This is a genomic window from Parasedimentitalea nitratireducens (assembly GCF_057444295.1).
The window spans coordinates 1,132,563-1,144,433 of the sequence record NZ_JBYAXC010000001.1; the positions used below are offsets into that span (position 1 = coordinate 1,132,563).

Genomic DNA, 11,871 nt, shown 5'->3' on the forward strand with positions numbered 1-11,871 from the left:
CCAGAGATGGCGGGCTTTTTCGTTTAAGGACTAGGCCTCAGGGGCATCTTTGGGAGGAAAAAGCTATTTGGCGTTTTGTGAATGCATCGCCAGCCAGCCGTCCTCTTCAAAAGCGGTGATCAACGGAGCACCATATTGATCGGCCAAATCAAAACGTGTTCCCTCTTCGGTCTCCAATTCAATAGAAAAACTCCCAACCAGCTCGTGATTTGAAAAGAACGCTGTCAGAGCGCCTTGCGCCGCTGCAACCGCTATCTGTTTTTCTCTTTCCGACAAATCTTTCGGCGCATTTGGATCTTCTTGTGCGGCCAACGCTGCGGCACACACGCCTTGATCAAATGCATTAGCAACGACTTCTCTGGCGAACTGATCTATCGCGTTCTCAATTTCTTTTTGGTTCACCGTAAGTACCTTTGCCCGACTAATCATAGTGATGTGACACAATTTGAGCCCAAATCTCTAGTTCAAACGGAGCTGTAGCTCGTGATGCGTTCCTTTTGAGATCGCGCCCGAACCGAGGGGTGGGTGCAAAGCGCCCTCCCCACGGGGGAGGTTCGGGCGCTGCCAAATCGAAAATTTGGCCTAGTGCGCGCCTTATTGGCAGTCCTTGTAATCTGTAGTCACGCAAAGACCTGCAAGCCGCTCGGCCTCAATGATTTCACCCGGTTTCATAACGTCTTCGAGAGCTTGGATGAATTTATCCGTATCTTCGATCCCATTCTTGGCCGAGAGTGTCACCCACATATATGCGCTGACATAATTGGTCGGAACGCCCTCGCCGTTGGCGTACTTGAGACCTAGATTGTACTGCGCGAAAGCGCCGCCCTGTTTCGCGGCCAACCTGTACCAATGTATGGCTTTCTGGTTGTCTGCTGAAACCCCTCTACCCTCATCATACATACCTCCTAGCATGGACTGGGCATCAGCATGGCCTTGTTCTGCCGCCAACTGGTACCACCTTACGGCCTCTTGGTCGTCTGCTACGGTCCCTTTCCCTTCTGCAATAAAAAGTCCTAGGGTGAACTGGGCTTCGGCGTTGCCTTGTGTTGCGGCCAGTTTGTACCATCGTACCGCCTCGTGATCATCTGCTTCGACCCCTTTCCCATATGCGTACATGCCCCCAAGCATGAGCTGGGACCGGATGTTGCCTTTCTCGGCGGACATCCGATACCATTTCAACGCTTCCTTTTCGCTCGCAGGAACACCAATTCCGTTGGCATGTATGAAACCGAGATTATGCTGAGCTTGTTTGCGACCTTGTTCAGCAGCCAGTTGAAACAACCGCGCTGCTTCTTTGTCATCTTGCAAAACACCTGAACCAAGGGCGTACATCCCAGCAAGACGTTCCTGTGCGTATGCATTGCCCTGATCAGCAGCCAAGCGGTACCAACGTGCTGCTTCCTTCTCGTCCTTGGGAACACCCCGGCCATTGGCATACATCTCACCAAGTAAGTACTGAGAAATAGCGTGCCCTTGCTCGGCCAATGGCAAAAAGTCTTGCAGGGCTAATTCGTAGTCACCCGCTCGATAGGCTTTGATACCTGTTTCAAATTCCTGAGCGGTGGCAAGGCTGCCTGTGCAGCTAGCTGCAAGGGCAAAGGCCGCTGCTCGAAAATAGTCTAGGCAGACTTCATGCCACCGTGCTTTTGGGCGCTGTTTGTCAATCATATCTAGGAACCCAATTTGTGAAAATGTGTCCGAGCGTGACCGATAATAAAATACACGACTGATTTTCTCACCCAGTCACCTCACCTCGCGCCACCTGCCGCGCCTGCTTCCTCCGCAACACATCCATCCTCGGTTCCCAGTCATACCGCGTATCCTCGACTGTCGGTGTCCAGAACAGTTTTCCGCCATGGCGCCAGGCGTCCAGTACGATGCCGTCATAAATGTCGCCCCCACTCGCGGCGATGACTGGGCTGCTGTGCTCGATGCGCAGGGCGTTTCTGGGCTCGGCGATGGCGCGTAGGATGGTCAGGGTTTTAAACCCCTCTTGGTCTAGCCGCGCCTGCATGTCCTCGGCATAGTGGTAACATAAGCCCCGTTCGCGCAGCCCGGCGTTGACCTTGGTGTTGTGCAATATCGGCAGGTCGGTCACCCCATAGTCCTGCGCCAGTTGGGTGGCATGCGCGTAAGAGAGTTCAGCCGCACGGCGGGCCTCAGCCGGGTCCACATCTCGGCCAAGAGCTTGGATGGACTGAGCAAGCTCGGCAACCGGATCCTGAGAGGTGTCGGGCGCTTGGGCGCAGCCTGACAACACAAGGGTGCCAAGAACCAACAGAAAGATGGTCAGCCGTTGTATCATGTCCTGCTCACTAACCCTGAACCCAAACTTTGTCTGCACCATGCGAATATGCAGGGCGCAACACAAGTGATTGCCGGTGTTTGATTGCGTGGTGTTGCGACCCCACCGTACGCTCTGTTCACCAGGTTTTTGCCAATATTTGTCAGACTGCCAGTCGATCATGATCACCGCCGGGCCTGACATCCCCGGTACTTGGAACAGGGCCCCCTTGTGAAAGGGGCGCTATCGGAATGCATTTACGCCCGGGGGATAAAGTCCCCGGCCTTCTCCGGCTTGGCGACGTCGCCGCTAGTAACTGACTTATAGATGCAAGACAGGCAAATAACGCTATCCCCCGATGAGCAGCAGTCTCAGCCGGGCAAGACGGCGTGCCCCTTTGATCCAGCGGTAAATCGGCATTGATTGTTGCAGCCTTGCGTCGTTGGCGGAAAAACTGGACACAAAAACGGGGTTTGAGCGCTGACACACAGCTATGTGACTGGCTCTTAACTATGTCATGCATAGTTTGGAGAAACATCTCTTCCGTTCCCGAATCCAAGGACCCACTGCCATGTTAACCAGACGCCATTTTGTGATATCGGCTGCAACCTTGTTCTCGGCTCCAATTGCCAACACCGCATGGGCGCGACCCACTTCGAACCCGGCAAAATGGAATTCTTGGGATGCCCAGATCACACCGGCTGATTATGATCCGGCGACGTCAAACCCTTGGGGGCTGCACCATCGGTTCCTGCCGCAACGGGTGCAGGCCAATGACAACCTGACCCCAGGTGACATCCATGTCGATGCGGTGGCGCGGTATTTGTACCACATCGAGGAAGGCGGGACCGCGATGCGCTATGGCGTCGCCATTGCCCGTGGCAACCTGTACGAGCCTGGCACTTATACCGTTGGTCGCAAAACCAAGTGGCCAACCTGGACACCAACAGCGGCGATGATCGAGCGCGATCCGCATCTCTATAAGCAACATGAAGAGGGCATGAACGCCGGGCCGACCAACCCACTTGGTTCACGTGCGCTGTATCTTTTTGTGGGCAACCGAGACACTTATCTGCGCATTCACGGCTCACCCCAGTCGGGTTCGATCGGCACCCGGTCCAGCTCGGGCTGTGTGCGCATGGTCATGGCGCATATCAATGGATTGTATGAACAAGTTGCGACGGGATCGACAGCCTATCTCTATGCAACCGAAACCGGGTCCTCGACTTAAGGGGAAGACCCAGTATCAAAGTCCCTAAAATTAGGCCGGGGCGGGTTGTTCTGCTTCGGCTTCTTTTTCGCGCGAGCAGATGGGGCTGCCTTCGGGAGTTCTGAGCGGCAGGTAAGTTGTTTCGACCGGACCGACATGGCGATAGGTGTAGCAGCCATCAACCGGGTCAATGCGCACGTGCTCCAGATCTTGATTGGGGCCAGCCGCCGCGCGCACAGCGTCGGATGCTTTTACACTTTGACCTGCGCCGTTCCCACTGCCCGAGGTTTCGCAAGACGCCAATAGCACCGTTGCGCAGCCGATAAGCCAAACCATTTTCGTCATTGAATGTCTCTCCCATTTTGGAGTGAGAATGGGTGATTCTGTGGCGGAAAACCAGTGCTTTTCGAGTGACGTTTGGGTGATGCACAGGAGGGGAGAATCCACGTTGCTTAAACAGGGGCGGTCCCTGTGGCCGCAAGAGAATGTTAAACTCGCACGGGCACTTTGGGAGGGGATTTTGATGCGGCAAGAACGGATCGCATACAGGCTTAGAGCTTAACAAAGATTCGGAAACGGCCACCCAGAAAAGATGTGCCGATCGTGGTTGATACAACCCTAATCAGTGGATTGGCGGCTAAGTTACAGAAGGTTCACAACTGTCTTGAATTGTCACCATTTCCTGAGGTGATCAGAAATATCTGATGGGTGCTGTACTGCCTAATTGCGTGATTGGGGGAACTCCCTGTTTAAAAACAATGCGTCATAAGAAAGGCGCATGCGTTCAACGAGGGTAAACAAAAGGGGCGTTAGTGGCATCGATAAGGGTGGGTGCCGTATTTCGGCCTCATTTCGGCACGTTTGTCGACACAGTGATGAATAGCGTTGATGGCAACGAGACCTCCAATCCAAAGGATGTAGCCATGACTTGCCCAGCAAAGCTAACATCGCATCAAGACAGCCTTCGTCGCGCAATCGTGCAGCACTTCAGAACATTCGCGCGCGCCGAAGATGGCGTTCTGATGATGCCAGTGATCTTTATATTCATACTTATGCTTATGGTTGGCGGTATTGGCATCGACCTGATGCGGTATGAGAGAGATCGCACCCGGGTTCAGGCCTCGCTTGATAACGCGGTTTTGGCAGCTTCGAGCTTGAACCAACCGAGGGACCCCGAGATAGTTGTTCGCGATTATCTGAATACCGATGGGCTGCTGTCGTATCTGACGGGGGTCATCGTTGAGGAGGACGCCTATCACAGGCGGGTGTCGGCAACTGCCGAGGGGTCAATTTTCACCCAATACATGCGATTTTCGGGGGTCGACAATTTGCCGATGAATGCCGGCTCGACAGCCATCGAAAGCGAGCCGGATACCGAGATTTCCCTGGTGCTGGATATCTCGGGGAGTATGAGGCTGAACAGCCGGGTTGAGACCATGCAGGCCGCCGCCAAAGAGTTTGTCTCGGCATCGCTCAGCCGAAATGCTGATCCGGATGCAGGCACCGAAAATCCATATCAGACCTCGATTAACGTGATCCCTTTTGCCGGGCAGACCAACCCTGGGGAAACCATGTTTGAATATCTGGGCGGGGAGCGGTTCGGGACAACCACATCCGAGAACTACTTCCCTGAGTGGCCGCAGGATATTTCCAACATCGTGTTTTGGTTTGATACCACCGGGGACGGAGAAATCGACTACTCGGTCAAGATCGAAGGTTATCCAGATGCCGATGTCGAGATGTTTAACAAAGACGATCTGGATACCTACTACCTGTATGCTCAGGACTATATTGCGGGTCTGAACCCCGCTCTCGAAGGCAACTTGGCGATGCTGGGCGCGACAATCAAAGGCGGCAAAGAGGATACCAGCTATTACAGTATCGTTGGCGACGAGCTTTTTGAGGGGCCAACCAAGTATAGCAATGTGGACATGGAAATTCAGTTCTCGGATTTCTACTCAGGCCTGGTGCCAAACAACGTCGCTTCGTGCCTGGAAATGACCTATGAGGATTTCCTGGCGACCGGATTGCCCGAAGGAACGATCGATCAGGTTCCGTATTTTGTGAACTGGGATTACGACGAAGTCACCCAGAACTGGGGCTGGTGCCCGGACGATACCATGAGCATCCAGTACGCTCAGGATGACGTCGATAGCCTGCAAACCTTTATCGATAACCTGCGGCTCTATGATGGGACCGGTACCAACTATGGTATGAAATATGCGCTGGCCCTTCTGGATCCTGCCACTCAGCCTGCGTTTGAACATCTCAGCACAACCGGAGAAGTGCCTGCGCGCTTTAGCAACCGGCCGCTACAATGGGATGCCCCGGATTCCTCGAAATTCATCGTGCTGATGACGGATGGTCGTACAAGTGCTCAAGTTCGCCCCAGTGATGCCTTGACCGAAGAGAACTCGACCACCGAACTTACAGCGCGCCCGTCGTCGGATACAACGCTGGAATCCGGGCAGTCGTCAAACTTGTCGATGTTCTTGCAGCAGTGCCAGTTGGCCAAGGATAAGGGTGTCATTGTTTACACTGTTGCGGTGGATGTAGCAGAGTACGCGATCGAGGAAATCAGGGAGTGCGCATCATCGGATGGCCATTTCTTTGAAGTGCAAACCGAAGAACTGACAGATGCCTTTGTTTCCATCGCATCTTCGATCCAGCACCTGCGACTGATCCAGTAATAGCAGCTGTAGGAATATTGCGATCTAGTTCTGCCCAAGGAGATCCTTGGGCAGAACTGCTTTGATAAAGGGGGAGTTAGCCAAACGCCTGTTTTACGGCTGCCATCACCCGGTCAGTGCTGCTGCGCAGGCGGTAGTCGTCGGTCTGGTCGATCCAACGGGTCACACCGGTCTCATCAATCAGCAGCGTTGTGGGGATCGCCATTGCCTGGAACGAGAACGGAGCCAGCCCCAGGGCCAATCCGCCGATGGTCGACTTTGGGTTCTTGGACTGCCCTAGCGCCTTGTGATGTTCTACGCCATAGGCACGGATGACCGATAGGTCTGGATCGGACAGCAGATCAAAATCCAGCCCGTCACGGGATTTGTTCAGCGCGGCCTCGCTGGGGATATCCTTGCTCAGCGCTATGATCTGCACGCCCATTTTCTCTAGCTCGGGGACCATTTCATTGAAAGCAGCCAGTTCAGCCACGCAATAGGGGCACCAGCCGCCGCGGAAGAATTTGAACAGTACTCGTTTGCCAGCCAGTTCAGAGCTGTCAAAGGGCTGGCCCTCGGTAGTCAGCGCCTTAAACGGGATGATCTGGTCGCCCTCGGCCACCTTGATATCGCCTAGCGGGGTGTGGCGCTGGGGTAGGACCCACAGAATGAACCCGCCAAAGAACAGGGCTAGTACTGCAGGCACATAGACTAAGGCCCCGGCTGATGCGGCGCCTGTCAGGCCAAGGTAGATACCGATGGCTGCTAGCGTGACGCCGATGATCAACTTGGCGGAAAATCCGCCGATTTTTACCGGTACGGTGCCGCGCGGGATGGTGCTGAAATAGGCGGTGAGCGACCCCATAACGATAGCAAAGCCCGCAAAGGCGGAAAGTAAGGCGTAGGTGTTCATCGGGGTCTCCTGCTTGAGCGGCGATAGCGATTATGCTATCCATGTGGATAGAAATATAACTATCCACGCGGCTAGAAAAGGCAACGCTTACATGTCTCGCTCACGGAAGGTTGACCACGGTACGGTGATTGATGCGGCACAAGGGGTGTTCTGGGATCATGGCTATCAAGGTGCCAGCACACGCCAGATCGAGGAACGCACCGGCCTGACCCGGTTCACCCTGCAAACTGCCTATGGAGGTAAAGAGGCGTTTTTTCTGGAAACGCTGGATGCCTATATGAACCGGGTCGAGGCTGAGCATCTGCCTGATCCAGAAAACACTACGTTAGAGGATCTTGCGCTTTGGTTCGAGAACCGCGCCAACCCCGAGGTGATGCCACAGATTGGCGCGCAAGGGTGTTTGCTTTTGAATGCGATCACAGAGTTTGATCGCGATGGCGGAGAGGTGGACCAGAGGATTGGTCGCTATTTTGAAGAGCTTCACGCCCGCTTTGCAAGGATCCTTTCCAAGGCCGTTGAACAGCGTGAAGCGGCTGAGGAGGTGAACCCAGAGATCAACGCACATCTGCTGTTGAACCTATTGATGGGCCTGTCGCTGACAATCAAAGCACGCCCTAATGATGCCTTTGCCAAACCCTTTGCAGATGCGGCGGGGGTTCAGATCCGGCAGTGGCGGACAGGGGAGTGATCTTTTCTACGCGTCAAACTGCGCTTTGCGGATGTGTTGTGGTGTTGCTGCTGGGCGGTGCAATGGCCGTTTATCTGGGGGATTACGTTCCCAGCCCAGAAGAAATGGCAGATCTGCTGCGCGCCAGTGGGGCCTGGGCACCTGTTGCGGTGATCGTGCTGATGGTGGTTCATAGCTTTGTGCCCTTTCCAGCCGAGATCCTGGCGCTTTGTGCGGGGGCGGTGTTTGGCACGGTGTTGGGCAGCGCATTGGTCTGGATAGGTGCAATGCTGGGGGCGTTGTTGGCGTTTGGACTGTCTCGCCAGTTGGGGCAAGCGGCTGTTCTGGCCTGGCTGCCACCAAAGCAGGCCGAAAAGCTTGATCACTGGACCCGCGAGCAGGGTGCGGTTTCGCTGTTGGTGAGCCGGTTCATTCCAGTGATTGCCTTTAACCTGATCAACTATGCTGCCGGGCTGACACGGGTGCCGGTGTGGACCTTTATCTGGACCACTGGGTTGGGGATCATTCCTATTACGGTGCTGACTGCCTATCTGGGCGCACAGATGAAAACGCTGAGCTGGCCCTTGTTGCTGGCGGTCTCGGCGGTTGGGATCGCCATGGTATGGGCCTTGCACCGGTTGGCCAAGGCAAAGCGCTGGATATAGCTGCGCCCCAAGCAATTGAGAGTGGTGGCAAATCAATGTAGTCTTCGGCGCAAAGATCATTTTGAAACGACCGGAGGTGGCATATGGATTTTGCCGCAAATGCACTAGAGATCATGGCGCTGACGTTTGTGTTTGTGCTCGGTACATTGGTTGTTGGCGCGGCGGTGATGTTTGTGCTGGACCGCTTCCAGACCAGCGATGCCATCCGGCGCAACTATCCGGTGATTGGCCGCTTTCGTCATCTGTTCAGCGAATTGGGCGAGTTCTTTCGTCAATACTTCTTTGCCATGGACCGCGAAGAGCTGCCGTTTAACCGTGCACAGCGCGACTGGGTGGGCCGGGCAGCGTCGGGTAAAGGCAATACGGTTGCCTTTGGTTCGACCCGCAATGCCACGGCGCCGGGCACGCCGATCTTTATCAACGCACCCTTTCCGCCGCTGGATGACCAGCACGCTAAAACTGAGCCGCTGCAAATAGGTCCTACCGCGCGTGTCCCGTACCTTGCTCCGTCGATCTTCAACATCTCCGGGATGAGCTTTGGCGCGATCTCCAAACCCGCCGTTCAGGCCTTAAGCCGTGGGGCCAAAGAGGCGGGGGTTTGGCTCAACACGGGTGAGGGTGGGTTGAGCCCGTTCCATTTGGAGGGCGGCTGCGACATCGTTTTCCAAATTGGCACCGCCAAATACGGCGTGCGCAACGATCAGGGCGGGTTGAACGATGACAAGCTGAAGCAGGTTGCCGCCCACGATGCGGTCAAGATGTTTGAGCTGAAGCTCTCGCAAGGAGCCAAGCCGGGCAAGGGCGGCATCCTGCCCGCTGCCAAAGTGACCGAAGAAATTGCCGCCATTCGCGGCATCCCGGTTGGCCAGGCCAGCCATTCGCCCAACCGGCATCCTGAGATGGAGAACTTTGGCGACCTGCTCGACATGATCAGTCACGTTCGCGAGGTGACGGGCAAGCCCGTAGGGATCAAGACAGTGATTGGCTCAGAGGCGGTGATGCGTGAGCTGTTTGAATGCATCGTGAAACGTGGAGCCGACAGCGCACCTGATTTCATTACCATCGACGGCGGCGAGGGTGGTACCGGTGCTGCCCCAATGCCGCTGATTGATCTGGTTGGCATGTCGGTGCGCGAGGCGCTGCCGATGGTGGCCAACCTGCGCGATGAACACGGGCTCAAGGATCGCATCCGGTTGGTCTCGTCCGGCAAGCTGGTCAATCCCGGTGATGTGGCCTGGGCGCTGGCTGCAGGGGCCGACTTTATCACTTCGGCCCGCGGCTTCATGTTTGCGCTGGGCTGTATCCAGGCGCTGAAGTGTAACCGCAACACCTGCCCAACCGGCATCACCACCCATGACCCAAGGTTCCAAAAGGGTCTGGTCGCTGAGGAAAAATACAAGCGTGTCGCCTCATACGCGCGAGAAATCACTCACGAGGTTGAAACCATCGCCCATTCGGTTGGAGTGTCTGAACCGCGCCAGATCCGCCGCCGCCACGTTCGCATTATGCAGGATGGTGGGCAGTCACGCCCGATGAATGAAATCATGCCAAGTTACAGTCCCGTCGCTGAAACGTGACAGGATATGTTTTGGCTCTTGGGCCAGGCTTGCGTATCTCCAAAGGAACAGCACACGAGGAGAGCTAGATGGCGCACCGTTGGACCAATGACCTGACACATGCAGATGTGACCCCACAGTCGGCCTTTTTGAACCGGCGCCAGATCATGGCGGGTATGGCGGGTCTGGGGCTCAGCGGTCTGGCCGCAGGTGCGCAGGCCAGCGAGGAGCTAAATCCCAACACCTGGGAAGAGGTCACTACATACTGTAACTTCTATGAATTCGGCACCGGCAAGACCGATCCAGCGGAACATGCCGGGCAACTGACCACCAAGCCGTGGAGCGTCAAGATTGACGGCATGGTGGATAATCCCGGTGACTATGACTTTCAGGACATCTTGCCCGAAATGACACTCGAAGAACGCATCTATCGGTTCCGCTGTGTCGAGGCCTGGTCAATGGTGATCCCCTGGACTGGGTTTGAGCTGGCGGATTTGCTGGCCATGGCTGGCGTACAGGACGGTGCTAAATACGTTGCCTTTGAAACCCTGTACCGCCCGGACGAGATGCCCGGCACCGCCTACCGCGTGCTCGACTGGCCCTACCGCGAAGGCCTGCGCCTGGACGAGGCCATGCACCCACTGACCCTGATGGCGACGGGCATTTTTGGCAAAGACCTCCCCAACCAGAACGGCGCGCCGTTGCGGCTGGTGGTGCCGTGGAAATACGGCTTCAAATCGATCAAGTCGATTGTCCGCATCACCCTGACGGACAAAGAACCACCAACCAGCTGGAATATGGCCAGCGCCCGCGAGTACGGCTTCTATAGTAATGTGAACCCCGAGGTCTCGCATCCGCGCTGGAGCCAGGCCAGTGAGCGTCGTATCGGCGGTGGGCTGTTCGCCAAGCGCCAGCCGACGCTGATGTTCAATGGCTACGAGGACGAAGTGGCGTCACTGTATGAGGGCATGGATCTGAGCAAGTTGTACTGATGCGGGACATCTTCAATGTTTCTGCCCGCCGAGTGCCCACCTGGATCATTTACCTGATTGGCGCCTTGCCTGCGCCTTGGTTGTTCTATCAGGGGCTCACCGGTGGGCTCGGAGTTGAGCCGATCAAGGCGTTGGAGCATGAATACGGCAAATTGGCGCTCCAGTTGCTGATCCTTGGTTTGGCGATCACTCCACTGCGCCGCCATGCCGGATTGAACCTGCTCAAGTTCCGGCGTGCCATTGGCCTGCTCACCTTCTTCTATGTCACCTGTCACCTGTTGGTCTGGCTGTTATTGGATGTGCAGCTATTGCCGCAGATCTGGGCCGATATCGTCAAGCGGCCCTACATCACCATCGGTATGGTTGGCTTTGTCCTGATGCTTCCCTTGGCACTGACCTCAAACAACTGGTCTGTGCGCAAGTTGGGGCAATGGTGGAGGAGCCTTCATCGGCTGATCTATGTCATCGCGTTGATGGGGGCGGTTCACTTTATGATGCTGGTCAAGGGCTTCCAGATTGAGCCTTTGATCTATCTCTCAGTCGTGCTGGTGTTGTTAGGTCTGCGTTACAAACCGCGGCGCAGGGTACGGATGGCGCGGGGCTAATATCTGCCGACAGACATGGATGTGGGGAAGGGCCCGCAATTGTGGCCGGGTAAACCGTGCTGAAATGTGGATTCTTCAAGACAGCTTAGTGCCTTTGCCTTGCGACGCTACCAGATGTGGTGGCACGGAGTTGTTTGGTTGTTGTTAACTGTGTTTTTGGGTGGGTATTTGGGTTGGGGTGGCCATCTAACGTATTGCTTTCGCCCGATTTTCGAAGTTTCTTCACAAAAAGATGGATTTATTGAATTTAGGTGTTGCGGACCTTGAGAGGTAACACTAGAACCCCCCTTACCGGCGGCGCTGAGGCGCT

The 11,871-nt window shown here is 55.6% G+C and carries 12 protein-coding genes; 7 read left to right on the forward strand and 5 right to left on the reverse strand.

Features of this window, described 5'->3' with window-relative positions:
* Nucleotides 1-63 precede the first annotated feature (63 nt).
* The 3 genes from AC2T28_RS05720 to AC2T28_RS05730 form a co-directional block, all read right to left on the reverse strand.
* The gene (locus AC2T28_RS05720) at nt 64-402 is read right to left on the reverse strand and encodes a hypothetical protein (RefSeq protein ID WP_486747975.1); all 339 of its coding nucleotides are present in this window, start codon (nt 400-402) and stop codon (nt 64-66) included.
* 192 nt (nt 403-594) lie between these two features.
* Nucleotides 595-1,668 (reverse strand): tetratricopeptide repeat protein, encoded by a 1,074-nt coding sequence (locus AC2T28_RS05725; protein ID WP_486747976.1) that lies wholly within the window; start codon nt 1,666-1,668, stop codon nt 595-597.
* A 67-nt stretch (nt 1,669-1,735) separates the two neighbouring features.
* Complete coding sequence (locus AC2T28_RS05730) at nt 1,736-2,305, reverse strand: hypothetical protein (protein WP_486747977.1); 570 nt, start codon at nt 2,303-2,305, stop codon at nt 1,736-1,738.
* A 550-nt stretch (nt 2,306-2,855) separates the two neighbouring features.
* On the opposite strand from AC2T28_RS05730, the gene AC2T28_RS05735 reads away from it, so the two are divergent.
* Nucleotides 2,856-3,515 carry a L,D-transpeptidase gene (locus AC2T28_RS05735; RefSeq protein WP_486747978.1) on the forward strand — a complete coding sequence of 220 codons (660 nt, stop codon included), beginning with the start codon at nt 2,856-2,858 and terminating at the stop codon, nt 3,513-3,515.
* 30 nt (nt 3,516-3,545) lie between these two features.
* Here AC2T28_RS05735 and AC2T28_RS05740 read toward each other — a convergent pair whose 3' ends face one another.
* Nucleotides 3,546-3,839, reverse strand: coding sequence for a hypothetical protein (locus AC2T28_RS05740; protein WP_486747979.1), 294 nt, complete (start codon nt 3,837-3,839; stop codon nt 3,546-3,548).
* A gap of 578 nt (nt 3,840-4,417) precedes the next feature.
* On the opposite strand from AC2T28_RS05740, the gene AC2T28_RS05745 reads away from it, so the two are divergent.
* On the forward strand, nt 4,418-6,184 hold the full coding sequence (locus AC2T28_RS05745) for a TadE/TadG family type IV pilus assembly protein (protein ID WP_486747980.1): 1,767 nt from the start codon (nt 4,418-4,420) through the stop codon (nt 6,182-6,184).
* Nucleotides 6,185-6,260: 76 nt separating this feature from the next.
* Here the strand turns inward: AC2T28_RS05745 and AC2T28_RS05750 are convergent, their stop codons facing one another.
* Nucleotides 6,261-7,076 (reverse strand): peroxiredoxin family protein, encoded by an 816-nt coding sequence (locus tag AC2T28_RS05750; RefSeq protein WP_486747981.1) that lies wholly within the window; start codon nt 7,074-7,076, stop codon nt 6,261-6,263.
* Nucleotides 7,077-7,167: 91 nt separating this feature from the next.
* Between AC2T28_RS05750 and AC2T28_RS05755 the strand changes: the two genes are divergently transcribed.
* The 5 genes from AC2T28_RS05755 to msrQ all read left to right on the forward strand — a co-directional run bounded on the left by AC2T28_RS05755 (nt 7,168) and on the right by msrQ (nt 11,561).
* Nucleotides 7,168-7,764: a TetR/AcrR family transcriptional regulator gene (locus AC2T28_RS05755; RefSeq protein WP_486747982.1), complete on the forward strand. Its 597-nt coding sequence runs from the start codon at nt 7,168-7,170 to the stop codon at nt 7,762-7,764.
* Nucleotides 7,761-8,408, forward strand: a complete 648-nt coding sequence (locus AC2T28_RS05760; RefSeq protein WP_486747983.1) for a TVP38/TMEM64 family protein — start codon at nt 7,761-7,763, stop codon at nt 8,406-8,408. The genes AC2T28_RS05755 and AC2T28_RS05760 overlap by 4 nt, the downstream gene beginning before the upstream one ends.
* Nucleotides 8,409-8,491: 83 nt before the next feature.
* Nucleotides 8,492-9,985: an FMN-binding glutamate synthase family protein gene (locus tag AC2T28_RS05765; RefSeq protein WP_486747984.1), complete on the forward strand. Its 1,494-nt coding sequence runs from the start codon at nt 8,492-8,494 to the stop codon at nt 9,983-9,985.
* A gap of 68 nt (nt 9,986-10,053) precedes the next feature.
* Nucleotides 10,054-10,956, forward strand: a complete 903-nt coding sequence (msrP, locus tag AC2T28_RS05770; protein ID WP_486747985.1) for a protein-methionine-sulfoxide reductase catalytic subunit MsrP — start codon at nt 10,054-10,056, stop codon at nt 10,954-10,956.
* A complete protein-coding gene (gene msrQ / locus AC2T28_RS05775) occupies nt 10,956-11,561 on the forward strand; it encodes a protein-methionine-sulfoxide reductase heme-binding subunit MsrQ (protein ID WP_486747986.1) in 606 nt (201 codons plus the stop codon). The genes msrP and msrQ overlap by 1 nt, the downstream gene beginning before the upstream one ends.
* Nucleotides 11,562-11,871: the final 310 nt, after the last annotated feature.

What these genes read in the sequence shown, in the direction of transcription:
- AC2T28_RS05740 (WP_486747979.1), bottom strand. Translation starts at nt 3,839, where the DNA reads ATGACGAAAATGGTTTGGCTTATCGGCTGCGCAACGGTGCTATTGGCG.
- msrP (WP_486747985.1), top strand. Translation starts at nt 10,054, where the DNA reads ATGGCGCACCGTTGGACCAATGACCTGACACATGCAGATGTGACCCCA.
- msrQ (WP_486747986.1), top strand. Translation starts at nt 10,956, where the DNA reads ATGCGGGACATCTTCAATGTTTCTGCCCGCCGAGTGCCCACCTGGATC.
- AC2T28_RS05765 (WP_486747984.1), top strand. Translation starts at nt 8,492, where the DNA reads ATGGATTTTGCCGCAAATGCACTAGAGATCATGGCGCTGACGTTTGTG.
- AC2T28_RS05725 (WP_486747976.1), bottom strand. Translation starts at nt 1,668, where the DNA reads ATGATTGACAAACAGCGCCCAAAAGCACGGTGGCATGAAGTCTGCCTA.
- AC2T28_RS05750 (WP_486747981.1), bottom strand. Translation starts at nt 7,076, where the DNA reads ATGAACACCTACGCCTTACTTTCCGCCTTTGCGGGCTTTGCTATCGTT.
- AC2T28_RS05735 (WP_486747978.1), top strand. Translation starts at nt 2,856, where the DNA reads ATGTTAACCAGACGCCATTTTGTGATATCGGCTGCAACCTTGTTCTCG.
- AC2T28_RS05730 (WP_486747977.1), bottom strand. Translation starts at nt 2,305, where the DNA reads ATGATACAACGGCTGACCATCTTTCTGTTGGTTCTTGGCACCCTTGTG.
- AC2T28_RS05745 (WP_486747980.1), top strand. Translation starts at nt 4,418, where the DNA reads ATGACTTGCCCAGCAAAGCTAACATCGCATCAAGACAGCCTTCGTCGC.
- AC2T28_RS05755 (WP_486747982.1), top strand. Translation starts at nt 7,168, where the DNA reads ATGTCTCGCTCACGGAAGGTTGACCACGGTACGGTGATTGATGCGGCA.